The 25,049-nt window shown below is 40.3% G+C and carries 24 protein-coding genes and 1 pseudogene; 15 read left to right on the forward strand and 10 right to left on the reverse strand.

Features of this window, described 5'->3' with window-relative positions:
* Window positions 1-103: 103 nt before the first annotated feature.
* Together E3E24_RS07895 and E3E24_RS07900 are read left to right on the forward strand one after the other, a co-directional pair.
* A complete protein-coding gene (locus E3E24_RS07895) occupies window positions 104-328 on the forward strand; it encodes a DUF433 domain-containing protein (protein WP_167886752.1) in 225 nt (74 codons plus the stop codon).
* Window positions 306-653: a DUF5615 family PIN-like protein gene (locus tag E3E24_RS07900; RefSeq protein WP_167886751.1), complete on the forward strand. Its 348-nt coding sequence runs from the start codon at window positions 306-308 to the stop codon at window positions 651-653. Before E3E24_RS07895 ends, E3E24_RS07900 begins: the two co-directional genes overlap by 23 nt.
* Before the next feature lie 2 nt (window positions 654-655).
* Here E3E24_RS07900 and E3E24_RS07905 read toward each other — a convergent pair whose 3' ends face one another.
* A complete protein-coding gene (locus E3E24_RS07905) occupies window positions 656-1,483 on the reverse strand; it encodes a translation initiation factor IF-2B subunit alpha (protein ID WP_167886845.1) in 828 nt (275 codons plus the stop codon).
* Window positions 1,484-1,487: 4 nt separating this feature from the next.
* A complete protein-coding gene (locus tag E3E24_RS07910; RefSeq protein ID WP_167886750.1) occupies window positions 1,488-2,246 on the reverse strand; it encodes a molybdopterin-binding protein in 759 nt (252 codons plus the stop codon).
* 163 nt (window positions 2,247-2,409) lie between these two features.
* Here E3E24_RS07910 and E3E24_RS07915 point away from each other — a divergent pair, with 163 nt between their 5' ends.
* Entirely contained in the window at window positions 2,410-3,414 is a 1,005-nt protein-coding gene (locus E3E24_RS07915; protein ID WP_167886749.1) for a phosphorylating glyceraldehyde-3-phosphate dehydrogenase, read from the forward strand.
* Between the two features lie 183 nt (window positions 3,415-3,597).
* Here E3E24_RS07915 and E3E24_RS07920 read toward each other — a convergent pair whose 3' ends face one another.
* The 4 genes from E3E24_RS07920 to wtpA all read right to left on the reverse strand — a co-directional run bounded on the left by E3E24_RS07920 (window position 3,598) and on the right by wtpA (window position 7,690).
* Window positions 3,598-4,701, reverse strand: coding sequence for an aromatic amino acid transport family protein (locus E3E24_RS07920; protein ID WP_167886748.1), 1,104 nt, complete (start codon window positions 4,699-4,701; stop codon window positions 3,598-3,600).
* 109 nt (window positions 4,702-4,810) lie between these two features.
* The gene (gene wtpC, locus E3E24_RS07925) at window positions 4,811-5,845 is read right to left on the reverse strand and encodes a tungstate ABC transporter ATP-binding protein WtpC (protein WP_167886747.1); all 1,035 of its coding nucleotides are present in this window, start codon (window positions 5,843-5,845) and stop codon (window positions 4,811-4,813) included.
* A complete protein-coding gene (wtpB, locus tag E3E24_RS07930; RefSeq protein ID WP_167886746.1) occupies window positions 5,838-6,584 on the reverse strand; it encodes a tungstate ABC transporter permease WtpB in 747 nt (248 codons plus the stop codon). Before wtpB ends, wtpC begins: the two co-directional genes overlap by 8 nt.
* Before the next feature lie 32 nt (window positions 6,585-6,616).
* Window positions 6,617-7,690 (reverse strand): tungstate ABC transporter substrate-binding protein WtpA, encoded by a 1,074-nt coding sequence (gene wtpA / locus E3E24_RS07935; protein ID WP_167886745.1) that lies wholly within the window; start codon window positions 7,688-7,690, stop codon window positions 6,617-6,619.
* Window positions 7,691-8,074: 384 nt separating this feature from the next.
* On the opposite strand from wtpA, the gene E3E24_RS07940 reads away from it, so the two are divergent.
* The 5 genes from E3E24_RS07940 to E3E24_RS07960 all read left to right on the forward strand — a co-directional run bounded on the left by E3E24_RS07940 (window position 8,075) and on the right by E3E24_RS07960 (window position 12,926).
* Window positions 8,075-9,286 (forward strand): hypothetical protein, encoded by a 1,212-nt coding sequence (locus E3E24_RS07940; RefSeq protein WP_167886744.1) that lies wholly within the window; start codon window positions 8,075-8,077, stop codon window positions 9,284-9,286.
* Window positions 9,283-10,080, forward strand: a complete 798-nt coding sequence (locus tag E3E24_RS07945) for a sugar phosphate isomerase/epimerase (protein WP_167886743.1) — start codon at window positions 9,283-9,285, stop codon at window positions 10,078-10,080. The genes E3E24_RS07940 and E3E24_RS07945 overlap by 4 nt, the downstream gene beginning before the upstream one ends.
* Window positions 10,081-10,085: 5 nt before the next feature.
* Complete coding sequence (locus E3E24_RS07950; RefSeq protein WP_167886742.1) at window positions 10,086-11,045, forward strand: Gfo/Idh/MocA family protein; 960 nt, start codon at window positions 10,086-10,088, stop codon at window positions 11,043-11,045.
* A 139-nt stretch (window positions 11,046-11,184) separates the two neighbouring features.
* Complete coding sequence (locus E3E24_RS07955; RefSeq protein WP_240912196.1) at window positions 11,185-11,715, forward strand: Lrp/AsnC family transcriptional regulator; 531 nt, start codon at window positions 11,185-11,187, stop codon at window positions 11,713-11,715.
* A 92-nt stretch (window positions 11,716-11,807) separates the two neighbouring features.
* Window positions 11,808-12,926 (forward strand): DUF917 domain-containing protein, encoded by a 1,119-nt coding sequence (locus tag E3E24_RS07960; RefSeq protein ID WP_167886740.1) that lies wholly within the window; start codon window positions 11,808-11,810, stop codon window positions 12,924-12,926.
* Here E3E24_RS07960 and nagA read toward each other — a convergent pair.
* From nagA to E3E24_RS07980, 4 genes are read right to left on the reverse strand one after another with little or no spacing between them, the layout of a single operon-like run.
* Window positions 12,877-14,016: an N-acetylglucosamine-6-phosphate deacetylase gene (nagA, locus tag E3E24_RS07965; RefSeq protein WP_167886739.1), complete on the reverse strand. Its 1,140-nt coding sequence runs from the start codon at window positions 14,014-14,016 to the stop codon at window positions 12,877-12,879. The genes E3E24_RS07960 and nagA overlap by 50 nt on opposite strands.
* A gap of 9 nt (window positions 14,017-14,025) precedes the next feature.
* Window positions 14,026-14,757, reverse strand: a complete 732-nt coding sequence (locus E3E24_RS07970; protein ID WP_167886738.1) for an SIS domain-containing protein — start codon at window positions 14,755-14,757, stop codon at window positions 14,026-14,028.
* Window positions 14,758-14,759: 2 nt separating this feature from the next.
* Window positions 14,760-15,680: a GNAT family N-acetyltransferase gene (locus E3E24_RS07975; RefSeq protein ID WP_167886737.1), complete on the reverse strand. Its 921-nt coding sequence runs from the start codon at window positions 15,678-15,680 to the stop codon at window positions 14,760-14,762.
* A 4-nt stretch (window positions 15,681-15,684) separates the two neighbouring features.
* Complete coding sequence (locus E3E24_RS07980; protein ID WP_240912202.1) at window positions 15,685-16,848, reverse strand: M14 family zinc carboxypeptidase; 1,164 nt, start codon at window positions 16,846-16,848, stop codon at window positions 15,685-15,687.
* Window positions 16,849-16,950: 102 nt separating this feature from the next.
* Between E3E24_RS07980 and E3E24_RS07985 the strand changes: the two genes are divergently transcribed.
* The 7 genes and pseudogenes from E3E24_RS07985 (at window position 16,951) to E3E24_RS08010 (ending at window position 25,048) form a co-directional block, all read left to right on the forward strand.
* Window positions 16,951-18,198 carry a neutral/alkaline non-lysosomal ceramidase N-terminal domain-containing protein gene (locus tag E3E24_RS07985; RefSeq protein ID WP_167886735.1) on the forward strand — a complete coding sequence of 416 codons (1,248 nt, stop codon included), beginning with the start codon at window positions 16,951-16,953 and terminating at the stop codon, window positions 18,196-18,198.
* 114 nt (window positions 18,199-18,312) lie between these two features.
* A complete protein-coding gene (locus E3E24_RS07990) occupies window positions 18,313-21,033 on the forward strand; it encodes a putative glycoside hydrolase (RefSeq protein ID WP_167886734.1) in 2,721 nt (906 codons plus the stop codon).
* Window positions 21,034-21,068: 35 nt separating this feature from the next.
* On the forward strand, window positions 21,069-21,311 hold the full coding sequence (locus E3E24_RS07995; protein ID WP_167915845.1) for a hypothetical protein: 243 nt from the start codon (window positions 21,069-21,071) through the stop codon (window positions 21,309-21,311).
* Window positions 21,312-21,321: 10 nt separating this feature from the next.
* A pseudogene (locus tag E3E24_RS12975) lies at window positions 21,322-21,519 on the forward strand (SIS domain-containing protein); the annotation flags it as partial.
* On the forward strand, window positions 21,514-22,083 hold the full coding sequence (locus E3E24_RS08000; RefSeq protein ID WP_370520479.1) for an SIS domain-containing protein: 570 nt from the start codon (window positions 21,514-21,516) through the stop codon (window positions 22,081-22,083). The pseudogene E3E24_RS12975 and the gene E3E24_RS08000, both read left to right, overlap by 6 nt.
* Window positions 22,084-22,226: 143 nt before the next feature.
* Window positions 22,227-24,020, forward strand: a complete 1,794-nt coding sequence (locus E3E24_RS08005) for an ABC transporter substrate-binding protein (RefSeq protein ID WP_167915858.1) — start codon at window positions 22,227-22,229, stop codon at window positions 24,018-24,020.
* 47 nt (window positions 24,021-24,067) lie between these two features.
* The gene (locus E3E24_RS08010; RefSeq protein ID WP_167886732.1) at window positions 24,068-25,048 is read left to right on the forward strand and encodes an ABC transporter permease; all 981 of its coding nucleotides are present in this window, start codon (window positions 24,068-24,070) and stop codon (window positions 25,046-25,048) included.
* The last annotated feature ends 1 nt before the right edge of the window (window position 25,049 follow it).

Genomic DNA, 25,049 nt, shown 5'->3' on the forward strand with positions numbered 1-25,049 from the left:
TTGCCGTTTTGGATTCTTATTTAATTACTCATTTAATTACTCACTTTAGTTTCTAATTTCTAGACCAATATACTTATAACACTTTTCAGACTAAAACTAAAGCATGAAGTGGATAGTTGTTGATCCCGAAATCTGTCATGGAAAACCTGTTTTTAAAGGAACAAGAATACTGGTTAGTGATGTACTTGAGATGCTAGCTGCTGGTATGAGCATTGAAGAAATACTTAAAGAGTATCCGCAGCTAAGCGAGGAAATGATAAGAGAGGCTATTGAATATGCAGCAAGGCTCATACGGGGAGAATATAATGTCGTTAAGGTTTCTACTTGATGAGAATGTCCCACTATCAGTCAAGAAATTCCTAGAATCCAAGGGTTATCATGCAGTGTATGTCCCTAAAGGAGCCAAAGATTCAGAAGTTGCAAAAATAGCCAAGAATACAAATTCAATCCTTCTGACTCGTGATTCTGATTTTGCCAACACTCTAATGTATCCCCCACACGAGTTCCCCGGGATCATTCTTCTCAAAACACATCCTCCAGTCCCCAAAGACATGATTGAAAGCTTAGAATTTGTCCTTGAAAATCTCAAAGAAGAATTTAAAGGAAAACTGATTATTGCAACAAAAGAGGGATTCAAAGTTATTGAAGTCTGACCCTAAACCTCTTTTGGCGGCACCAAAATCCCAAGTTCCGTAATAATCCCTCTCACATACTTCCAAGGTGTTATATCAAAGAGGTAGTTCCTTATCAGAAAGTGGTTTCTCTTGAATTTTCTTTCCACGATCTCAACTTCCTCAGCCTTAAGTTCTGGATGAACCTTGAAACTCTCAGCCGCAACGTAAAAAGGAACACCATTATCATGACAAGCTAACGCTAGAAGATACGTGCCGGCTTTGTTTACCACGCAACCATCTCTGGTTATATTATCAGCCCCAACTAACGCTAAAGTCGCTTTCTTTGCAAAGAGCCCAAGCTGGGCATCGGTAATAACCTCAAATGAAATATCGAGCTTCTCAAGCTCTTTTGCCAAAGCGAGACCCTCATAATCCGGAGCACTCTCCGTGAGAATTACCTTAAAGTGCTTACCCTTCATCTTTGCTGCCTTTAAAATCTCAAAAACTGTTGAAGAGAAAGAGTGTGTGATTATTACCTCGTTTTCATCAATTAGCTCGCTTCCTATATTACCAATCTCCCTTTTTGCTTCTTCACTAAGCTTTATAAACTCCTCGGCTTTTGCTCTAACGAACTCTGGATTGTTTGTCAAAGGAATAAAACGAATCAAGTTGTAGAGAGAAGCCATCGTGGGATTTACACTAATAATTTCATTGCACATCTCCTTCAAAGCCTCAAAAAGCTCTTCTCCAGTCAAAAGCTCAGCAAGCTTTAGGTAAGCTTCGGCACCTCTTTTGGCTAAGTAGCTTGCCCCTCGAATTCGTTCGGCTTTCATCTCGTCGATGATGGCTTGGACTTCTTGGGGGAGCATGAAATCACCAGCCTTCCTCAAATCTTATCCCTTTTTCCTCCATGAACTTTTTAGCCTTTTCTATGATCTCTTCATCTTCACCAAAGAGAATTATGCCAATATATTTTCCAAAGCCCTTCGGTGAGGAGTGAATCCTCACGGGAAACTTCTCGAGGGTCTCATTCAAAATTGGAGCAAGCTTTGATTCATCTGTAATTTCTGCCACCAGCTTTCTCTGAACGAATTTCCTCTCGCCAAGCTTTGGGAGAACTTCGTTCTCAAGCATAGCCTTCATTTCCCTCGGCATCCCGGGCAGCACAAAGATTTTAACGCCGTCATGCTCGATGTAAGCTCCTGGGGCAGCACCTTCCGTATTCCTCAATGCTTCGGCACCTTCAGGAAGGTGAGCCATCTTTTTTCTAGCCTCGTTTAAGTTTGGATCATCTATGAGACCTTTCTCATAAAGCTCATGGTAAAATTCCTCAATTCTCTTTAAACAATCCCTTCTCAAAACGAGCTTTTTGCCTAAAGCCTCTGCCACGGCAAGCATAGTAACATCATCATGTGTCGGTCCCAATCCTCCAGAAATAATCAGCACAGAAGGTCTTCTTGAGAGTATCTCCCTGATTACAGCTTTTATCTCCTCAACATCATCTCCCACAGTCGTTTTTCTCCTCACCCAGTAACCCTTCTCTGTTAATTTTTGAGCAATGTAAGCGGAGTTGCTGTCAACGGTGTGTCCAGTTAAGAGCTCATCACCAATCGTAAGGATTTCAGCGAACACTTGCACCACCCATAGAACTCTTTAGCACTCGGTCTTTTTGGAGTTTTCCATCATTCGATAAATCGAACGTTCGCTCCACATATCAAACGGTTTTTCATAACACCTCCAGTGAAAGCAACGTTTAAGTATCAACTTGTTAAAATAATCTTTGGAGGTGGTTTCTGTGAAAGTTAAGGTGGGAATTAACGGTTACGGGACAATAGGGAAAAGAGTAGCTTATGCTATCACAAAGCAAGATGATATGACACTTATAGGTGTAACAAAGACAAAGCCAGACTTCGAAGCTTACAGGGCAAAGGAGCTCGGCATTCCAGTATATGCAGCATCAGAGGAATTCTTGCCAAGATTTGAAAAAGTAGGTTTTGAAGTTGCCGGAACTTTAGAAGACTTGCTTCAGAAGGTTGACGTTATCGTTGATGCGACTCCAGGAGGAATGGGAGCAAAGAATAAGCCAATTTATGAAAAGTACGGAGTTAAAGCAGTGTTTCAAGGTGGAGAAAAGGCTGATGTTGCAGAGGTTTCCTTTGTTGCTCAGGCAAACTATGAAAAAGCTCTCGGGAAGAGCTACGTTAGGGTTGTTTCATGCAACACAACCGGATTAACAAGGACGCTAAGTGCGATTCAAGAGTACATTGACTACGTTTACGCTGTGATGATTAGAAGAGCCGCTGATCCAAATGACATTAAGAGAGGTCCGATCAATGCAATAAAGCCAACCGTTGAAGTTCCATCTCATCACGGTCCCGATGTTCAAACAGTTATTCCAATAAACATTGAGACGACAGCTTTTGTTGTGCCGACTACAATAATGCACGTCCACTCAATAATGGTCGAGCTGAAGAAACCAATTACGAGGGAGGATGTAATTGATATCTTTGAAAACACCACGAGGGTTCTGCTGTTTGAGAAAGCGAAAGGCTTTGAGAGCACTGCCCAGCTGATAGAGTTCGCTCGTGATCTGCACAGAGAGTGGAACAACCTCTACGAAATAGCTGTCTGGAAGGAGAGCATAAACGTTAAGGGCAACAGGCTGTTCTACATTCAGGCAGTTCATCAGGAGAGCGACGTTGTGCCAGAGAACATTGACGCAATCAGAGCAATGTTTGAGCTTGCAGACAAGTGGGAGAGCATAGAGAAGACCAACAAGAGCTTAGGAATTTTGAAGTGAAGCAAACTTTGCTGTGCAAAGTTTGATCGAAGTTTGGGTGCCCTGCTACACAAAGCAAGGAATCTAGTGAGTCCCTCTCCAATTTTCTGATTTTCTATTACTTACTCTTTTTAGCGTCCGCTGGACGCTGACTAATTGGAAGCAAATCCTGGTAAGTGTGGGACGTTAAAAGGTGAAAAAGCATTACACAGATAAAATCGAGTAGATAAACACCAAAAAGAACACAAGTCCAGAGAGATAAGCAAACCCGTAAGGTATTGGGAGATACTGCTTTTTGTGGATCTTTTTCGCTTTTATATACATCACTGTTGGTAGAATCCCTGCATAAAGCAAGCCGCCGAAGGTTCCAGCCATCCAGAGGGCATTTACAAAGCTGTTCAGCCCAGCAAAGTATATGAGCAACGGTGGAATCACAGTTAAAAGCCATGCATGAGACCTTTTAATGCTGAATATCTCTTTCATGTTGTCCATCTGAGCCAAACCAATTCCAATGTAGCTCGTGCTTATTGCAGCCAATGGAAGAACTAAGCCCAAAATTTTACCTAAACTACCGTAGAGCTGCTCAAGGGCTGAGGTGGCTAACTCTGGAGTCTTTGGCCCAAAAGCACCAACAAATGCAAGCACGAAGAAAGCATAAAACACCATTGGAACAAGGTATCCAATCAGAACAGCCCTTGTGGTCCTCTTCACATCTCCCAAACCTTTTAGCATCTCTGGAACAACCATATGGCTCACATAGGCAAATACAGCAACACCAATGCCCTTTGTTATAGCTGAATAATCAATCTTCGTTAAGTTTGAGACATCAGCTTTGGGAATAACAAGTGCTATTGCAAGGGTTAGAGCACCTAGTAAAAGGAAGTTCAGCAGAAGCTCAGCCTCTCCAGATGCTTTTAAGCCAAGAAAGACTATCAAGCTCATTACAAACCAGAATATTAGAGCGCCAGCTTTCTCATTAATACCAAAGAGAGAGGAAAGAATGTCCCCGCTACCAGCTATGTAAGCGATCAAAGCTCCATAGCTCAGAACAGAAATGCTTAAAAACATCAAATATCCTCCAACCTTTCCTAAATAGACCTCGGCAATCTTAGAGAGAGTTCCATCGCTGTGAGCGGCTAAATCAAGAACAAACAGCGCTGTGAGCAATGTTAACAATCCCGTTGCAATAACAATGATAATCCCCAAAAGTCCGGTATCCTTTAGAGCATAAGGCAAACCCAAAACTCCCGCTCCAATTTGAGTTCCGATTAAGATTGCACTCGCTTCTGCCAAACTCAGCTTCCTCATTTTAGAATCACCATGATTCATGAACGAAAATTCACCTTTAAAACCTTGCTATTTGTAAAGCTGGGGACATCAAATGGCAAAGAAATGCACCAACAGACACATAAATGCATTAGAACACATGAATTGCCGTTGCTTTAAAGCTGACATAAACCTCTTTTCCTTCCTTAATTCCCATCTCAATCAGAGAGGAGCGGGTTATGAAAGCTTTAAGCTCAATTCCACCGATATCAAGAGTTAATCTAATTAGCGAGCCCAAATCCTCAATTGCCAAAACCTTGGCTTTAAACTCATTCCTTGCAGAGGTTTTTATAGGTTCATTTGATATGATTATGTCCTCAGGCCTTATGCCGATTCTAACCTTTCCTCTGGCTTCTATTGGCAGTTCAACTAGAATCCCATTTGCTTTCAGAATTCTGCCCTCTGCAATCCCCTCAATTATGTTCTCAAAGCCAAGGAATCTTGCAACTTCTTCATTCTTTGGTTTTCCAAACACTTCTCTGACTTCTCCTGTTTGAATGAGTTTTCCGTTTAGCATTATTCCAACTCTGTCTCCCAAGCTGACAGCCTCTTCGAAGGAATGGGTAACGTGCAGAGCTGTAAAGCTGAGCTCTTTCCTCCAGCGCTTCATCTCTTGAATCAGCTTAGCCCTTGTTTGGACATCAAGATTTGCAAAAGGCTCATCAAGAAGGAGAAGTTCAGGCTCTAAAACCAAAGCTCTAGCTATTGCAACCCTCTGCGCCTCACCTCCACTCAGCGTTTTTGGATTCCTATGTAAAAGATGAGAAATCCCAAGGATTTCTGCAATCTCTTTAACCTTTCTCTCGATCTCTACCTTGGGAATTTTTCTCAGCTTTAATCCGTAAGCGATATTGTCGTAAACTCTCATATGGGGGAAGAGCGCATAATTTTGAGGTATGTAAGCTAAATCTCTCTTTTCTGGAGGTAAGAAAGTTATGTCTTCATCGTTCATAAAAATCCTCCCAGAGTCTGGGATGAAAATTCCAGCGATAACTTCAAGAAGAAGAGTTTTCCCAGCACCGCTTGGGCCTAGAATTATGAAGTATTCACCCCTGTTGACTTCGAAGCTTATGTTTCTGAGCTTAAACTCTTTCCAATCTTTGCTCACGTTTTCGACCCTAAGCATTTCTCGACCTCCCCACGAGCCATCTCAAAACAACGAATATGCCCAAGCTTAATATTATTAAAATCACAGAGATCGGCCTCGAAGCTCTCAGTCCATAGTTGTTGAAGTACTCCATAACTAAAACTTGAGCTGTTTTTGGATAGTAAGCAACAATTAAGATGGCTCCAACCTCACTTATTGCCCTTGCCCATGTCATTATGGCACCGCTAAAGATTGAAGGCAACGCTAAAGGCAAGCTGATTGTAAAGAATGCTTTAAGCTTTGAGGCTCCTAAAGTTCTTGCTACATGCTCGAGCTTTTCATCAACAGCCAAAAATCCATCACGGGCAGCATTTATCGTAAACGGTGCAGAGACAAAAAGCATCACCATTATTATCCCCAGATAGCTGTCGAGAATCCTGTTTGAAAAGGTCACGAGGAGCATGATACCAACAACAGAGTGAGGGATTACAATCGGAACATCAACAACAGCTTGAACAAAGCTTTTGCCCCTGAAATCTTTTCTCGCAAGGATATAGCCGAGAGGAACACCGAAGAAAAGGGAAATTATCATTGTAGCTGTTGATGTTAGGAGGGAGTTTTTAAGAGAATCCAAAACAAGCTCATCATGGAGTGCTTTTACAAGCATCTCCCAATCGAAGAGTTGCTTACTTATGATAACAACTAATGGTAGAAGAATATACAGCACGAGGAACGTTCCAATCAGAGCAAAGAATGCTGTTACATAGTCGCGCTTCATATCTTCACCTCTGAAAAGGAAAAATAAAAAGGTTAGCCTTCAATCTTCACCTCGTCCTTAATCTCATCTGGAACATTTCCAAATGCCACTGGTGGCCATATGAAGTCCTGATAGTTCTCCGCAAAGATTTCCTTGCCCTTCTCGCCCAGCATGAAGCGGAGGTACTGCAGTGCAAGCTCTCTGTTGGGAGCATCTTTGAGAACAGTGACACCGTAGACAATTGGCTTTGCTTTAATGGTCTTTCCTGTTGAGCCTAAAGTTATGCTGACTTGTCCATAATAGTCAGCCAAAGTGAAGTCCTTTAGGTTTATCTCCTTTGGCAACTCAATGAACTTAAGGTGGTGCTGCATTGCAACGCTCTTGTAGATGAAGTAATAGTCAAGAGAGCCAGATTCAACTAAACCCGTTAAATCAGTTTCCTTTGGTCTTATAACGACCTTATCACTTTTAACCTGTATCTCCTTAGGAGCAATTACATGATTGCCTTCTGCGTAGATGTTTGTGTTCTTCTCAACAAGTGTCTCAAATATCTGCTTTCCGTAATAGATGTCAGCTAATTTCATGACCATTACACTTCTGTATCCGCAGGGATCCTGGTTGGGATCGCTGAAGCCAAACTTAACATCAGGCCTTGCCAAGATTTCGTACCAGTTGTCTGAGTTGATTTCATCAGCATATTTACTCTTGTCTGTGAACGCAATGACAATCTCATTTGTAGCGAAGAGGACGTAAAAATCAGTGTAATTTGGAACTAAGAGCTGAGGTATCAATGTATAATCCGCAACAGCCACGATATCAGCTGTTTTGTGCAGATCTGTAACTTTCCTAACTGCCATAACACTTCCGCTTGCCTCTGCTTGGATCTCCACGTCATAGCCAAGATTCTCCTTGACATATTCTTTGAATGCCTCGCCAACGTCTTTAAGGGGCTCACTCAGAGAACCGGCGTGAAAAATCTTTAAAGTTGCTTTTTTGAGCTCTGTTTGTGTTGCTGATGACGTTGGGGAAGCTTTTTCACTTGTTTCAGTACCTCCACCTATGCAGCCGCTTGCAACAACTCCCAGAATCAGAACCCCAAGTGTGATTAAAGCTAACAGCCTTTTCATAATACCACCATGAAAATACCCAGCTTTAGGTAATTTAAACATTTCGGACAAACAAACTAAATTAGGTAAATATATATGTTTAACATGGAAATAGAGACCACAAACTTAAAACACCAAAGGTAGGGTAAACTCAATTCCCTATCGCTTTGTACTCCCGAGAATAGCTAGAAAAACTGTGAACATGATAATGGAGTGCCTCGGGGGGAAGTTTTAGAGAGATTGAAGGAGAGATGTATTGAGATTTGGGGGAAACCCTCTAAAGTTTTTTCAATCTTTTTCAATATTCATTTAAAATTATGCGCTTTTTTACCATAAATCTTAAAATTTGATGATTATTACAAAAATTTTTAAAGCAAAGTGCAGAAGACAAAATAGGGGAGTGTAATGTACAAAGGCGTATGGATTCATCCTTGGGACTTTAACGAAGAAGCAATATCAAAAATCTCTCATTATGGATTCACCCACGCAAGCCTAGCTGTTCGCTATATTGAAGAGCGACAAGACTGGCCTGGACCTAATATAATTTTCCAGAATCCTAAAAAGAGAGCATACACTTCCGAAGAAAATGCAGTCTATTGGATTCCCGATAGGGAAAGGTACTCGCACTTACCTCCTCAGCTAAGACCTAAGCCTTCAAAAGAGGTTAAAGGAGATGTTGTGGGAAAGTTCATCAAAGCCTGTGAAGAGAACTCAATTAAAAGTGTTCTCTGGTTCCCCACACTTAGATGGGAGAAAGCTGTTAGAGACAGCTTAGATTTTGGAGTTAAAGATATCTATGGTTCCCATCCAGGCTATAAAAGAATGTTTCTATGCCCCTCAAACCCATTTGTAAGAGAAACCCTTTCACTTATGATAGAGGAGCTCTCAGAAAAGTATGAGTTCGATGAGTTTGAGTTTGATTTCATACGATATCCAGAGATTCCCCTAACGTATGGAACTCCTCTGCTGAATCTTGCTCTTTCCCCTTGTTTCTGTGAGCACTGCAAAGCTGAAGCCTTAAAACATAATCTCGACCTAGAAGAGGTTAGAGAAACTCTAAAAGAGATTGTTGAATGGCACGTTAAATACCTTCCAAACTCATATTACTGTAAAGATGATGACTACTTGGAAGCAACATATCTTGAGTTTACACGGGAAATAATCGAAAACGAGCTAATTAAGAAGTGGCTAAAGTTTAGAGCAGGACAAATAAGTATTCTCTTAAAAGAGCTTTCAAAGATAGTTAAAAAGAACAATCCTAAAGCGCAGATAAGCGCTGATTTATATCCTCCTTCTGGGGCTTGGCTTTTGGGTCAAGACTACAAAAAGCTTGTGGAAATTGTGGATGCAGTGAAGATAATGATTTATGTCAAGCCTTTTGGAAAATCCATTTGCAGGATACCATATGAAACTAGAATAGCAAGAAAATACTTGAAGGATAAGCTCCTAATTCTTGGTTTGGCATCATGGCCGCCAACAACTCCAGAGGACATTGAAGAACAGCTTAAATTGGCTTTGGACTCTCCAATTGATGGTGTGAGTTTTTACTCATATGGCTGGACTCCCGAGAAAAATTTCCTCAAGATAAAGGAGCTCTTTGAGAGGTGGAAGATATGAAATTTGGAATTAACTGTTGGAGCTTTCCGAAAACATTTTCAATAGAAGAAGCCCTCAAAGCTGCAAAAGAAATTGGCTATGTTGGTTATGAGGTCGGATTAGCATTAGAGGACCTTGAGCATTTTGGAAAAGACGAATTCAAGACCAAGTTTAAAACAATCAAAGAAACTTCCGAAAGCGTGGACATAGAGATACCCAGTGTTGCAACTGGCTTGTTCTGGCGCTTCAATCCTATCACAGACAAAGAAAACGCCTTGAAAGTCGTCAAAGCAGAATGTGAGGCAGCATCACTTTTAGGGGCAGAGCTTATACTAATTGTTCCCGGAGTTGGAGTTCCAAGCTTGGCCTATGAAAAGCACTTTGAAAAGGCATCAGAATTCGTAAAAGAAGCTTCAAAAATTGCAGAGGAATACGGGGTTAAGATAGGACTGGAGAATGTGTGGAACAGAGTTTTTGCGGGGCCATTAGAGTTCAAGCAATTCTTAGACGAAATAAACTGTGAGAATGTTGGGGCCTATTTTGATGTAGGCAACACAATACCTCACTCACTGCCAGAGCACTGGATAAGAGTTCTTAGAGACAAGATACTCCAAGTTCACGTTAAGGACTTTAACTTAGTCGAACTTAAGTTTGGAATTCCTCTCAGCGGGAGCGTCAACTGGAGTGAGGTTAGAAAAGCTCTTGAAGAAGTGAAATATGACGGGTACATCCTTCCAGAAGTGCCGCCATACTTAGCAGATCCCGTTAAAGCCGCTGAAGACTCATTCACCTCTCTAAAAAAGATATTCGGGTGATATAAATGAGAATTGCTCTCATCGGTGCCGGAAGCATGGGGCAGTTGCATTTGAAAGTCATGAAAATGGCAAACGTGGAAATAGCAGGAGTTTGCGACATCAAGCAAGAGATCCTTGAAAAAGTGAAAGCAGAGTACAAAGTTCCAGTTTATACAAATTATAAAGAGATGCTTGAGAATGAGAGCCCAGATGGAGTAATAATTGCAACACCTCCCCATCTGCACAGAGAACAAGCTTTATATGCCTTGAGAAATGGATTCCACGTTCTCCTTGAAAAGCCCATGGGCGCTGATATTTATGACGCAAGAGCAATCTACAGGAAAGCCAAAGGAACGAATAAACTCATGGTGGCGTTTAGCCTTAGATTCCATGGACTTTTCATGAAGGTAAAGGATTATCTGGACAACGAGCTTGGAGATGTTCTCTTCCAGTGGCATATAGCTTTAGGAAGGACTCCTAGGAATGAGTGGATAAAAGACAAAGGAAAAAGTGGCGGAATGATAAATGAAAACGCAGTGCATGTAATTTATTATTTCCTCTGGTACGCTGGAGACATAAAGAAAGTCTACGGAAGATGCTGGACTCTTGAAGAAGATGCCACGATAGAGGATAATGCTGTAGCAACTTTTGTCCATAAGAGTGGAGCCATTTCAACATTAATGCAGACATGGACCGCTCAGCACAGATGGAGAAAATGGGGACTGCAAGCTACCAATGGAACTGTTACGGTTGATGGATATCTTGGAGGGGACTACAGAATTTCAAAAAGAGAGATGCAAATCCTTGAAGAGGGCAACTTTAGCGAACCCGTTGAAGAAATGTATCTGAGACAGTTAAAGCACTTCCTTGAATGCATTGAAAATGGTACAAAGCCAGTGGTTAATGAAGTTGATGGCTTGAAAGTTCATAAAGCAGTGAGCGCATTGTATAGGGCCTCAAAGAGTGACAAGCAGATAACAATTTAATTTTTTAATTTTCTTACTTTGCTCCATTTTCTATTAACAAACCGCCAATAGGTTTTTAAACCACGGGGTTTTAAATAAGTTAAAATTTGATAACCAGATTGCTAAGAATACCCCAGTAGTTCTCATGGAGGTGAAAAATTTGGTAAACAAAAATGAGGCAAGGTATAAGAAAGAGCTTGAATTTTTTAAAGAGATTCTCAAGGACTACCTCGACGAAATCGATATTCTAATTTGGCTGGCTTTAAGAGATGACGGAAGAATCTCTGATACAGATTTGGCAAAGATAGCCAATGTCTCAGTACCAACTGCAAGAAGGAGGAGACTGGCATTAGAGGAGAAAGGGATAATCAAAGTCAGAGGGTTCTTAGTGTTTGACAAATTAAAGCTAGCATCAGCAGATGTTCTAATTAAGCTTAAACCTGGCTGTTCTGCCGAGGCGGTAAAGGATTTCATTACAAAAGCCTTGGAAGAGCCCAGGATATACGAAGTCAGCGAATATATTGGTGAGTACGATTTCCTCTTCAGGTTCTTTGAGAAGGACTTTAGAACATTAAAGGAGAAAATCGAGGAGTTCATGCTCGAAAGCAATGTCGTCAGCCACTACACAATTCTTGCAAACGTTTATACTCCTAAACTGTTCTCTGAGCTGATAAACTCTTCATCAAAGTGAGTTCATTCTTTTCAATTTTTTGCAAATTATTGTTATAGTACCATAAAAATATTAGCAAAAGACTTTTATACATAACAAAATTAGTCATAATCATGCAAACAATTGACAACGAAATAACGCTAGATGAGGAGGATTTAGCAGATATAATAAGAGGAAGTACTGTGCTAGGATGCGGGGGCGGTGGTAGTCCAAAGAATGGATGGAGGCTTATTAAAAAAGAACTCAAAAAAGGAAAAGAGTTCAAGCTTATTAGTATCAATAAAATCCCTAACCACAAGAGAACTGTGAGCGTATATTTTGTAGGGCCAATTAATGGAGACAGGAAATATAGAAATTTGGCAGCAGAAGCACTTATAGAGCTTGAAAGCTTTTTAAATGAAGAATTCTTTGCCATTATCCCAACTGAAATGGGAGGAAATAGTACAGCTGTTGCCCTTTCAACTGCAGCAAGACTTGGAATCCCAACAGTTGATGGGGACATGGCAGGAAGAGCCGTCCCAGAGCTTCACCACTCTGTTTATTATCTTCATGGACATAAAATGACCCCTTTTTCTGTAGTTACCCTCCATGGAGACGTTATGATAGTTCCGAAAATTAAAGATGACATAAACGCTGAGAAACTTGTTAGAAGTATTGTTTCATCAATCAAGTCCAAAGTTGGAGTTGCTTCCCATCCAATAAAAGGGAAGATTTCTAAAGAAATTTTGATTAGGGACAGCTTAAGCTATGCACTGAAGCTTGGAAAAATACTGAGAGAAAAAGACGATTGGATTCTGAAATTTTTAAAAGAGGGAGGATTTCTTCTTTTTAAAGGAGAGTGCATTTTTCTAAAGTGGAAAAATGAAAATGGTTTTACAGTTGGGGAAGTTGAACTCCAAGGAATTGATGAATTTAAGGGAGAATCTTACAGGATATGGTTCAAAAATGAGAACATAATCTCATGGAGGAACAATCAGATTGATGTTACAGTTCCAGATTTGATAACCATACTAACAATAGAAGGAGAACCAGTTATAAATTCTGAACTAAAAGCTGGAAGAGAGTATGTGGTATTCGGATTCAAAGCACCAAAGGTTTGGAGAAGCCCAAAAGGACTAAAAATCTTAGGGCCGCGACATTTTGGATTTAATGTCAAGTACATACCGATAGAGAAAAGAAAAATTAAAGCTCAAAGACTAACTCACCATTCACGTATGTCTGTTCAACTCTGAGTTTCTCATCCAAAACTACGAGATCAGCTTTGTTTCCTGGTTTTATTAAGCCAAGCTTTTCTTCGCTTATAGCCCTTGCTGGGGTGTATGATGCCATTATGAGAGCATCTTGGATAGGAATTCCAATTTTAACTAGGTTTCTAATTGCTTTGTCCATTGTTAAGGTGCTTCCAGCTAAAGCACCGTTCTCTAGGCGGCAGATTCCATCTTTAACAACAACTTTTAATCCTCCAAGTTCATATTCTCCATCCGGTAGCCCAGTCGCACTTATTGCATCTGTGATGAGTGTTATCCTATGCTTCCCTGCTATTTTATAAGCCAACTTTATTGCCGCTGGGGAGAGGTGAATTAAATCGCAGATTAGCTCAACGAATACGCTTTCGCTCTCTAAACAAGCTCCCACTACACCGACATCTCTGTGGTGAATTCCGCGCATAGCGTTGAAGAGGTGAGTCGCTTTACTTGCTCCAGCTAAGATGGCTTTTTTAGCTTCTTCATAAGTTGCATTAGTATGTCCAAGCTGAACAATGACACCAAGTTCAACGGCTTTTTCTATGAACTCCAATGCACCTTCGACTTCAGGTGCTATTGTTATCTCTCTTATGTTTCCATTTGAAGCCTCCCAATACTCAAGAAATTCTTCAAAACTTGGCTTTCTGATATAAGCTGGATTCTGAGCACCTCTTTTCTCGGGGTTTATATACGGGCCTTCTAAATGCAATCCCAAGATTCTTGCTCCCTCTAGCTTTTTCTCTTGAGTTCTTATAGCTTCCACAACAGCTTTTGAGGCTTTCAAAAGAACTTCATGGGAAGCAGTGACAGTTGTGGGTATGAAAGCCGTGACACCGTGCTTAACTAGGGCTTTGCTCATTCCTAAAAAGCTGTCAACTTTTGCATCATTGGTGTCAAATCCATAGCAGCCGTGAATGTGGGTATCTATGAATCCCGGAGCTAGAATTTTGCCCTCTAAATCAATTCCGTCCTTGACAAGGCCTTTAAAGACTTTCTTAATTATGCCATTTTCAATTACAACGGTTGCAGGCTCAATGACTTCAAGAGGAGTGTAGAGCTTTGCATTCGTTAAAATCATACAACCACCTCAGAACAGCTTTATTCTGTTCCCATATCTCTCGAAGAGCTTTGAGTTGTGTTCCTCAGCTCTAGGCAAATGAGCGCTTATCCATACTGGCGGTCTAATGCCTTCCTTAACGAGCTTTTTAACCGTTAAAGCTACTATCGTGTTGGCTATGAAGCAGTTAGTTATCGTTGAAACTGGGGCAACCTTCATCTCAAAGCCCTCTATGCTCAGCACTGCATCTCCGGGAGGAACTTTGTTATCAATTACTAAGTCTACAACTTCAAAAAGCCTCTTTCCAAACTTGTTCTTTGGAGTTAAGCTCTTCGAGTATTCCACAGCGGTTATTCCTATTGTCTTGGCCCCCAGCTCTTTTGCAGTTAAAGCTGCCTCTACGGGAAACTGATTGACACCTGAAGTTGAGACTACCATCACTACATCGCATTTTTGGACTTTCGCTGTTTTGAGCAAAATTCTTGCATATCCCTCTATTTTCTCCATTGCTGTTGACTTTTCAGCACCGTGAGAGATGTTTATATCAGTATCAAGGATTGGATTAACCAGCGCTAACCCACCAGCCCTGTAAAAAAGCTCCTCCCCTAGCATTGCTGAGTGTCCAGCTCCAATTACATGCAGTATTCCACCTTCTTTAATGCTCTCTGCGAGGATTTCTGCAGCTTTTTCAATGTTCTCTTTTTCCTCCTCCATGATTCTTTTAAGTAGTTCATTAATTATGTTATAATATTCCTCAATCATAGCTACCACCTGTCCGAATAGAAGATGTAAGCGTTTTCGACTTCAAAATTCCTGAACATGTAGCTTTCAGGCTTTCTAAAAATCTCCACATTTAGAGACTCTAACTCCTCCCTCGGGGCATAAATCACCAAACTTTTAGCCTTCATTTTTTCAGTGGCAGCTTTAAGAAGTGCCCATGTTATTTCTAAATCTTCTCCTACAACTTCCCTTACAATGCAAAACCCTGGCAAAGTGCCTTTCATAATAAAGGTGTAACCTCTAATTTTTCCATCATCAAAGACAAGTGCATTCCCCTTTTCCTTGGAATAAAAAAATGTGTGCCAAAAAGTCCTCTTTATGAATTTCTCCGCTATATACTCTGCATCCCTTTTGATTACTCCTCCCAGATTCGATATTCTGCTTTCATAAAGCCTAAGGATATCCTTTGCATCCCCTATAGCTGCCTCCCTAACATAGGAGCTTTTCTCAATTTCCTTAAGTTGCTGTTCTACAGCAATCCCGTATTCCGTGAAATAAGAGTCTTTAAAGCCGTATTTCTGATATATCGAATGAGCTATTTCTCCATAACCTGCAAAGAGTGCTGAAATTTCATAATTTTTGTCTATTTCTTGTATAACCGCACTCATCAAATTCTTCGCTATCCCTCTACCTCGGAATTCTGGAGCAGTACATACATTTGCTATTCCAGCACACTTTAAGAAATCCTCACCAATTTTGACTTCTCTCTCCACTATTTGAATCATTGAAGCAATTTTGCCATTTTCTTCATAGAGGAAAATGTTCTCAAGCTTAACGCCATCGTCACACTTCAGCCATGTCAAAAATTTCTCCCTGTTTAGACCCCACTCTCTATACGTTCTAAAGCATTTTATCATGAAATTCACTATGTCCTCTATGTCTTCTGTTTCTGCTCTCCTTATCATAGGCTCACCTTATTGTTTCAACTTTCACATCAAAGAATTTGTCAACTGTAAACGGACCCTTCTTTCTCTTCTTGAGCTCCTGATTGTACCAGTGCTCTCTGTCCAGAAGCAGAATTGCCATTCTTCCCATCTTCTGAGGCATCTTCACAACTAATGCATCTTTATCTCTTTCGAACTCAATGCCATGACACCTTAAGAGCTGCGCTGCTTTTTCAACTTCTCTTCCTGTTATCCTAAACCCCTTATATTCCCTTCCAACTTTCATTTCCTCCTTTTCCCACTCTTCCCTAACTTTCAGAAACTTTTCTGGATTTTCTTCTGCGTACTCTATTGCTGTAAGAATAGCGTTTAAGTGAACACTAACCCTGTCACTCATAAGGTAGCCAGCTAGTCCAACACCCCAGCTCTCAACGAGCACTTTTGCAGATCCCTCAAATGGAACATGCGATCCTAAGACATTGTTGGGAACTATTGGGAATTCTTGAGCTTCAGCCATAAAGTGCCTCATTTTTGGTCTCCATGGAAGTGCCTTTGCTATTTCATTGGCAACTTTTTCTGAAATCAATCTAATGCCCTCATTAACCCAGTTGTATGGGGTATCTGTTATCGTTGAGAGGAATCCTTCAGTTTCATCTGCCCACTTGGGCGGACAGCCACCTTTAGCGTAGAACTCATGTAAATCAAGAACCAAATGGGGTTTAACTTTGTTGAAGACTTCGTGAATTGCTCTCGTCTCTGGCTGGCTTAAATACATGAAGTCCCTGTTCAAATCCTCCCCATTAGCATTTCTTCTTGCCTCCTCCCATACATGGCTCCAGTGAGGCTCAAAATTTTTTGCTTTAAATAGCTCATAGTTTCTCTGAAATCCATCAGGATTTGCTAGGGGAATTATGTGAAGCTCCACGTTTTCTAGTTTCTCAAAGTTATAGTTCATTGGATATCTCTCTTTCAAGGCCTCCATTAGAACAACGCATGCATTTACTGGAGCTGGTTCAGTTCCATGAATGCCTGCCACAATGAGTATCTTTACTTTTCCATTTCCAATTTTGACATGGTAGATGTTCTTATCTAAAACACTCTTTCCAACAATTTCGTATTCCCATCCAGAGGATTCAACAGCAACTTTCACTTTTTCATAAGTAATTAAATGAAACAGTGCCTCTTTCATAAGCTTCACCAAAATGTTTTTTGCGCCAATCTTTAAAAATTTAAAGTTTATATTTGTTATGCTGCCAAATTTTAAATATAACATGAAAACAGGTGAAAGAGCATGAAAACAGCTTCCGTTAAAGTTGATATTACGCCAAAAAACTCAATGCCAATGGCTGGATATGCTTTAAGAAAGGGAAAGAGCGAGGGTGTTCTTGACCCTCTATATGCGAGAATGCTCTATATGGAAGAAGAAAATCCCGTAATGATAGTTTCCTTAGACCTCATCCGAGTTGATGATGAACTTTATGAGGGGATTTCAAGAGAAATAAGCAATGAAATCGGAATTTCCGAGAAAAACGTATTGATTGCAGCTACACATACTCATTCCGGCCCAGAAATCTCTACTGGTTTTTGGAGCAGTATAGAGTTAAGTGAGGGGGATGTTAAATTAGTTGAAGAATACAAACAGCATCTAATTGACTTAATTCTCAGTGCTGTAAACAAGCTTAAAATAGAGGAAACTCCACTGTTCGGAGGAAAAGCAGAGGTGAATGGAGTAGCATCTAACAGATTAAGTCGTGATGGGCCGATGGATAATGAGTGTGTGTTTTTGTTCTCTGAAAAGGAGTTTATAGCTTTAAATTTTCCTTGTCATCCCACTGTTTTGCCAGCTTCAAATAGAAAGTTTTCTGGAGACTTAGCAGGTGCAATTTGCAGACTCTTCGAGAGGTCGTTTAATGTAGCATTATTCCTCAATGGTGCTGCAGGAAACGTCAGCACAAGATTTACAAGAAGAGCTCAGACATATGAAGAAGTTAAAAGACTTGCTAAGCTGTTTTATTCCCATGTTAAAGATAATTATTCTGAAATTGAAAAAATTGAAGGTCAGATAAAACTCAAATGGAAAAATATAGACCTTAAAGTCAAGGAGCTTCCACCTATAGAAGAACTCGAAAAGTTGGAGAAAGAATTATACAAAAAGCTTGTGGAGGGCAAAATTAAGAATGTCTCCCCAGCAGAACTGAGAATTTTAGAGAGCAATTATTTAGGAGTAAAAATTTTGAAAAGGAGAGCAGAACTGTTGAAAAATCTTAATAAAATAACGTTAAGGATCGCAAAGCTTGAAATCGGAGATAATTTTGCGGCAATTTTTGTACCAGCTGAGCTGTTTGTTGAATATCAGCTTGAACTAAAGAAAAGCTCTCCATACAAGTACACAATGCTAGTATGCTATGCAAATGGATATGCAGGATACATCCCCTTTTCACCTATGAAAGAAAGCATGTATGAATCATACGCTTCAATTATCGCATCTTCTGAATATGAGCGTTTAAGAAAGGAGTTTCTTAAGCTCCTTACTGGCTAGTTCTAATTTATTCATTATATCTTAAAATTATTTTGATAACTCTGTTTATTTTGACAAAATTAATCGAAAACTTTAATTATTTTTACAGCATCAATATGAATGAGGTGTTGTGCAATGATGAAAAGGGTTGCAACCTTTACACTGGCTCTGCTTCTAGTAATGTCTCTAGCTTTAGTTCCACAGGTTTCTGCTGAAGAACAGCAAATTGTAGGAGTTTGGATGTGGCCAAGCACTTATAAGGTCTATTATCAGGAAGCACTTGAGCAACTTGGATATCAAAATCCCTTCGACAAAAGTGTCTATCCAGCAATTCCCGAGGATATAAAAGAAAAGGCTCTAAAAATGGCAGCGGAGGAGCTTGTGAAAGAACTCAAAGAAGCTGGGATTACTGATGTCTTCTTAGAAGTGAAGCTAACAAGCGGTTACTTAGTCTATCCCAGCAGTGTTTATCCAGGAAGAACATACCCAGCATATCCATACAATACAACAAACATCCTAAAACCACTTCTTGAAGAGGCTCACAAAAACGGGATAAGGATGCACGCCTGGATAATTGTGCATTATGACAAAGAGTTCTTCGGAAAAACAGACCCAATATGGCATGTTGGAAAAGCAAAGAGCAACTGGACAGCTTATCCAGTTGAGGGTAGGGTTAGGCTGGCAAATACAAAGTATCTCGAGGTTCTTGAGAACATAATAAAAGAGCTAATTTCAATGGGCTTTGATGGAATACACTTAGACTACATCAGATACCCCCATATGGTTTACAGCTTCTCACCAAAGGACATTGAAAGAGCAAGGCAAATGGGAATCAATGTAGATAAGATCATATTCGCAGTAAGACACACTTTCTACAATGACGTCCCACTACCAGATGGAAGCACTGCAGGGCCAAAAGATCCATACTACATCTTCAAGCTATACATCAAAGGAGACCCAGATATAGTTAAGTGGTTTGAGCTCAGAAGAAAAGATGTTGATTCTTATGTAGGAAACATAACAGCCTTCGTACACTCACTAAGAGCATGGAATGGAGAAACTCCAATTGTATCAGCAGCTCTTATGCCGGATTGGACAAGGGACAACATTCTCTATCCAGAAGAGTTCCAATTACTGCACTATGGGCAGGTATGGAGCGACTTCGTTAAGCTAGGTGTAGACTGGTTAATCCCCATGGCATACTTTAAAGATTATGGAGAGCCAGTGAGCTGGGTTGGAACTGTCAGAGGGCATGTAGTAGAGGTTGCAGAAGAAAAGAGCGTTCCACTTGTTGGGCTTCAAACATACAGCGTTCCTCTTGAAGACGTAATTGCTGAGGAAGGGTATGCTCTCTCGGAGCTTGGAAACAAAGAGGCACTCTTAGTAATCCTGCCAGCAGAAGAACCAAAATACACAATGGAAGCTAAAGATACTATAAAAGCTCTCTCACTAATTAATAAGGGACTCTATGCTGGAGAATTTGACGGATATATGCTCACAGAAGACATAAAAGTCAATGGTATTGAGGTTCCAAGAGGCTCTATTATCCTCGTTGGAGATAAAGATGAAATCGATTCAATAAAAGCAGAAATTCAGAAACTAGCAGTTAATGAAATTTCCATTAAGAAGCTTCCAGATGCTAAAGTCATTCCACTATTACCTCCAAAAATCGCACTGCTTGATGTTGGGTACAACTACACCATAAATGATGTGCTGAAAGAGCTTGGATTCAAGTATGATATAATTTCCAACGGTAGCATTAAAGCAGGTGCACTTAGCAGATACGATCTGCTAATTCTCCCACCAGGGAGCGGGACTTGGGAAGCGAAACTGTTGGGTGAGGAAGGTGCAGAAAAGCTTGCAGAGTTCTTAGCTGGCGGTGGAGGATTAATTGGTGTTTGTGCAGGAGGCTATGCAGTGATAAAAGGCTACAACGAGCCAACATCCAAAGTTCAGCTTGTTGATGCAGAGCTAAAGAATTGGCCAAACTGGTGGCTTGGAGTTGGAATTGTGCACGTCCAAGTTACAAACGAAAGCAACCCACTTGTATTTGGATTCAAAGATGGATTTGACGCAATTTACTGGAACGGACCAGTGTTCAAGCCATATGACTTAGGAAAAGACACTCCTCTAGGAATTGACGTTGCCCCGTATGTTGAGCTCATTAAATATGTCTCGACCGACCACAAAGAAGGAACATTCAGCTATGGCTGGGGAGACTTCAACCAGAGCTATGTAGATAGCGTGATCAAGAACTCTGCTGCAGTAATATACTCCAAATATGGCCACGGAAAGATAGTTCTGTTTAGCTTCCACCCAGAGCTAACAAGTGGAGACTTGAACTATGCGCCAAACAGTGTTCTGGATTCAAATTACAACTACAGACTTTGGTTCAATGCAATATACTTTGTTTCAAGGAAGAGCAAAGAAATACCACTTAAACCTGCTGAGGGAATAGTGTACTTCAGATGGGGAACAATCAAGCCAAGACTTGAGAGTCCAGATGTTGGAATAAGCATCAAAGAAAGAGGTGCTGTTCTTTTAGTAACCCTAACAAACTATGGAAACGTTGATGCAGAAAACATAACACTGACACTCACAATAGGAAAAGAGAACATGAAGACAAGCTTAAAAGTTGAGATACCGATCCTAAAGGCACATGAAACTAAAATTGTCCGGTTTGTTTTAAACAAAGCTATACTTCCAGATACTGTCAGTGTTGGGAAGAATGTCATAACAATTGAAGTTACAGTAACAGCAGAGAATGAAAACAAACTTAATGCAGGAAACAATGAATTTACGGGAACTTTCGAGGTTATGGTTATGGACAATATGACATATTTCATTTCTAGCTGATTTTTCTATTTTTAACTTATTTTGGAGGTGACACAATGGAATACAACATGATAAAGTCCATCCGAGAAACTCCTGGGATTTTAAAAAATCTAAAAATCGGAGAAGAAGTTGAGAGAATTCTTGAAAATGATTTCAACAGAGTAATTTTCATTGGATGTGGTAGCTCTTATTTTTCATCTCTTGCTGGAGCTTACGTTTTAAATAAGGTATCCAATAATATTCAAACATTTGCCCTCCCAGCATCTGAGTTTATGTTTCATTTTGTAAAAAAAGGCTAAAAATTCTCTTGTAATTGCTTCTTCCCGTTCTGGAAACACTGCAGAAGTGATAGAGGCGATAAAATTAGCAAAACAAGAAGGGACTATAGTGATAGGGGTAACTTGTAATGAAGGCTCAAAAATAACAGAGGTATCTGATTTCTTGGTAATAGCAGAGAATGCAGAAGAGCCAAATATCCCAGCTACAAAATCATTCTCTGCAATTACATACATCCTTCAAAAAATTGCAATCAAATTAACCCGTGCAGAAGAGCTGGAAAAAGAGTTAGAAAAAATGCCAAATGTTGTAAAAAGCATTCTTAAAAACGAAGCAAAATATAAGAAACTTGCCGAAGAGCTTGCAGAGAAAGAGGCTTTTATTCACTTGGGTTCAGGTTCTGGCTACGTTGCAGCCCTTGAAGGAGCCCTGAAGATAAGAGAAACTACATACACATTAAACGAAGTCTTTCCAGCATTGGAATTCAGACATGGCCCAATAGCACTTACAAATCACGGAGACAAATTTGGATATTTTGTAACTGCCCCTAAAACGAACAGATTTGATGCTGTTTTGAGAATTTTCAAAGAAATAGAACACCTAAAGCCAATTTTAATAACAAACTCCAATCTTGATTATCCAAACATCATAAGGACACCATGGCAAGAAGATGAAAGCTTAGCGGTTATACCTGCTGTTTTGCCGTTTCAAATCATTGCATACTATCTCAGCATCTTTAAGGGATACGACCCGGACTCTCCGAAGAAACTTGTAAAGTTCGTAGATAGATTTTGACTAAATTGTTTTTTGTTCTTTAATATTTTTTAATTATCTCAAAAATCTCAACAAATTAGTTCATTTTTATGAAAAATTTTATATACAATAATAACATGTGTATTAATGAGAAATGCTCTGCTACTAAGAAGGGGTGAATAAACATGAAAGCTTTGAAGAATGTGCTGCTGGCGTTATTTTTAGCTGGACTAGTAGCAACCCCCGCTGCCCTTGCCAGCCCGGACATTGAACTTGTTCTTGCAACAAGGCAGTGGAAGACCTTTAATCCACTAACCTCAAGCACTGTTTATGCAAACGTTGTACTGGACAAGATTTACGAGCCATTAATCAGGTGGGACGATAGTGGATTCAAGCTAACTGGAGCATTAGCAGAGAAGTGGGAATTCAAGACTGAAGGAGACAAAAAGATACTCACCTTCTACCTAAGAAAAGATGCAAAATGGCACGATGGCAAAGGTGTAACTGCAGACGACGTTAAATACACACTTGAATTATTCCAAAGCGATCCTGCAAAGTTTGTAAATCCAGACCCGCTGATTCTCAAGGGATTAAAGGAGATAAAAGTTGTTGATAAGTATACAATACAGCTTATCTACGATGCAAATGAAGCTCCAGCTGACACATTCTTAGAGATGGCATTTACAACACTCTTCATAGTTCCAAAGCACATCTGGACAAACAAGAGCATAATCCCAGATCCAACAGCTTCACTCGACAAGCCAGAGCAACTAATTGGATGCGGACCATTCAAAGTTGTAGAGATAAAACCAGACGAATATGTAAAACTTGAAGCATTCCCAGACCACTATCTTGGAAAGCCGGAAGTTAATAAGGTCATTTTCAAGATGATCAAAGATAGAAACCAATTCGCCATGATGGTAGCTGCTGGAGAACTTGACGCTGGTTATCACTACTTCTTCGGAAAATACCTTGAAGAGTTCAAGAAGATGGTCGCAAATGATCCAAATGTTCAGATTTACAGAACTGCCTCAAAGTCAATCCACTTGCTTGCATTTAACTTCAACAAAGGGTTCCCATACAACAACTTAGAGTTCAGGAAAGCTATAGCATATGCTCTACCAGTTGATAAAATAGTCCAGAAATATTATGGCGCAGATGGAGCAGTGCTGGGAAGCATGGGATTCTTGGGACCATTCTTCGGAAACTTTGCAGAGTACCTTCCAAAGGAGAAGCTGTATCCATATGATCCAGAGAAAGCCAAGCAAATTCTTGATCAGCTTGGATTCAAGGACATCAACGGAGATGGCTATAGAGAGACCCCAGATGGAAAGCCCTTCGAGATTTATTTGCTCACAAGAGCCCCAGGTGATTCATTCTTCAGAGACGCCATTGGTGACGAAATCGCTCACTATCTCGAAGAAGTCGGTCTGAAGGTTACAGTTGACAAGGCTGGTGACTACTGGGACAAGTGGGGAGCTGGCTCATGGGACATGGCAATTGTGGGATTCGTTCCTCACAAGCCAACTGATTTGGCATGGTTCACAACAGGAAATCCAGGAAACAGAGTTGGTTACTCAAACTCAGAATTTGACAAGCTCTTTGATGAGTTCCAGAAGACTGGAGATCCAAAGTTAGCTTACAAGCTTGAAGAAACCTTGGCTAACGATGTTGTGTTCATAGCCCTCTACCATCCAGTTGTTGCAACACCCTACAGAATTGACCACTACAGAGGATGGAAGCCAAATCCAAGATACTACACAGTTGGCTATTGGTCATTAATTGGAAGCCCAACTAAGGTCATAAAAGAGACTCAAGTTGTTACTACAACAACAAAGGAGAAAGAAGTTATAACAACAACAGTTGAGAAGAAAGAAACCGTAACAGCAACACAAACAGTTGAAAAGGGTGTCTGTGGACCAGCAGCCATTGTCGGCTTAGCCTTGCTGCCGCTTTTGGCCTTGAGAAGGAGAAGATAATTTTCTTTTCTTCCCTTATTTTTCGATAAAATGGAGCGGTGATGCATATGAAGAGGAGCTTTGCTTCATATGTTATAATCAAGCTGATTCACAAGCTCATAACGCTCATTTTTGTAATTCTCTTGATTTATGCTCTGCTCAGATTAGCTCCTGGAACCCCCTTTGACCAATATTTGTATCAAGGTAAAATAACTCAGGAGCAATATGAGAGGCTCTTGGAAGAGTGGGGGTATAAGGATAATTTCATTACCGGTGCTGCTAAAATCCTCTATGGAATGTTCACCTTCTCCCTTTTTAAAATGAAGTCTCCCGTGTATAACAAGCCAATTATAGATTTAATCTCGGTTAGATTGCCTTACACCCTAAGTCTCGTTACAGCTGCATATTTTTTTGGTTCTATGCTCGGTATTCTTTTAGGATTATACTGTGCAAGAAATAGAGGAAGTTTAAAGGAGTCCACAATCCTGTGGGTGGTTTTAGGGATAAGAGCTTTACCTGTTTTCTGGCTTGGAATGGTTCTCTTATATTTCTTAGCTTTTAAGCTTGGACTTTTCCCATATCTAACTACATCAGAGCTTGAACCTCAGAATGTTTTCCATCACATGATTGACTGGCTCTGGCACAGCTTCCTTCCAATAGTTGCCCTTTCAAAGATTTACGCGGTCTCCTATCTCTTAACTATTAGAAACATGGTTACAGAGGAATACACAAGTGACTATGTAACAGCCCTTAGGGCCATTGGTTTGAGGGAGGAATATATTGTTGAGAGACATGTTCTCAGGAACATAATGCCTCCAGTAATAACCATGATGGCTATAGATTTGGGATTCCTCTTTGGAGGTGCTGTTGTTACGGAAACAGTGTTCAACTATCCCGGAATGGGAACTTTAATCTATGACGCAATGTGGAACAAGGACTATCCCGTTGTTGTAGCGTCGTTCTATATAATAGCAGTTGCTGTAATTGTGGCAATTACTATTGCTGAGATAACTTATGCCTATCTCGACCCAAGAATTAGGAGGGGTTAAA

The organism is Thermococcus sp. LS2 (assembly GCF_012027375.1).
In the GTDB taxonomy this organism is placed as follows: Archaea; Methanobacteriota_B; Thermococci; order Thermococcales; family Thermococcaceae; genus Thermococcus_B.

Bases quoted from the DNA above. Each gene is read 5' to 3' on its own strand.
- E3E24_RS07950 (WP_167886742.1), top strand. From the start codon at position 10,086: ATGAGAATTGCTCTCATCGGTGCCGGAAGCATGGGGCAGTTGCATTTG.
- E3E24_RS07960 (WP_167886740.1), top strand. From the start codon at position 11,808: ATGCAAACAATTGACAACGAAATAACGCTAGATGAGGAGGATTTAGCA.
- wtpA (WP_167886745.1), bottom strand. From the start codon at position 7,690: ATGAAAAGGCTGTTAGCTTTAATCACACTTGGGGTTCTGATTCTGGGA.
- E3E24_RS07920 (WP_167886748.1), bottom strand. From the start codon at position 4,701: ATGAGGAAGCTGAGTTTGGCAGAAGCGAGTGCAATCTTAATCGGAACT.
- E3E24_RS07945 (WP_167886743.1), top strand. From the start codon at position 9,283: ATGAAATTTGGAATTAACTGTTGGAGCTTTCCGAAAACATTTTCAATA.
- E3E24_RS07970 (WP_167886738.1), bottom strand. From the start codon at position 14,757: ATGATTGAGGAATATTATAACATAATTAATGAACTACTTAAAAGAATC.
- E3E24_RS07900 (WP_167886751.1), top strand. From the start codon at position 306: ATGTCGTTAAGGTTTCTACTTGATGAGAATGTCCCACTATCAGTCAAG.
- E3E24_RS07985 (WP_167886735.1), top strand. From the start codon at position 16,951: ATGAAAACAGCTTCCGTTAAAGTTGATATTACGCCAAAAAACTCAATG.
- wtpB (WP_167886746.1), bottom strand. From the start codon at position 6,584: ATGAAGCGCGACTATGTAACAGCATTCTTTGCTCTGATTGGAACGTTC.
- E3E24_RS07895 (WP_167886752.1), top strand. From the start codon at position 104: ATGAAGTGGATAGTTGTTGATCCCGAAATCTGTCATGGAAAACCTGTT.
- E3E24_RS08010 (WP_167886732.1), top strand. From the start codon at position 24,068: ATGAAGAGGAGCTTTGCTTCATATGTTATAATCAAGCTGATTCACAAG.
- E3E24_RS07975 (WP_167886737.1), bottom strand. From the start codon at position 15,680: ATGATAAGGAGAGCAGAAACAGAAGACATAGAGGACATAGTGAATTTC.
- E3E24_RS07995 (WP_167915845.1), top strand. From the start codon at position 21,069: ATGGAATACAACATGATAAAGTCCATCCGAGAAACTCCTGGGATTTTA.
- E3E24_RS07905 (WP_167886845.1), bottom strand. From the start codon at position 1,483: ATGCTCCCCCAAGAAGTCCAAGCCATCATCGACGAGATGAAAGCCGAA.
- nagA (WP_167886739.1), bottom strand. From the start codon at position 14,016: ATGATTTTAACGAATGCAAAGCTCTACACTCCTCTTGAAGTCATTGAG.
- wtpC (WP_167886747.1), bottom strand. From the start codon at position 5,845: ATGCTTAGGGTCGAAAACGTGAGCAAAGATTGGAAAGAGTTTAAGCTC.
- E3E24_RS08005 (WP_167915858.1), top strand. From the start codon at position 22,227: ATGAAAGCTTTGAAGAATGTGCTGCTGGCGTTATTTTTAGCTGGACTA.
- E3E24_RS07940 (WP_167886744.1), top strand. From the start codon at position 8,075: ATGTACAAAGGCGTATGGATTCATCCTTGGGACTTTAACGAAGAAGCA.
- E3E24_RS07980 (WP_240912202.1), bottom strand. From the start codon at position 16,848: ATGAAAGAGGCACTGTTTCATTTAATTACTTATGAAAAAGTGAAAGTT.
- E3E24_RS07990 (WP_167886734.1), top strand. From the start codon at position 18,313: ATGATGAAAAGGGTTGCAACCTTTACACTGGCTCTGCTTCTAGTAATG.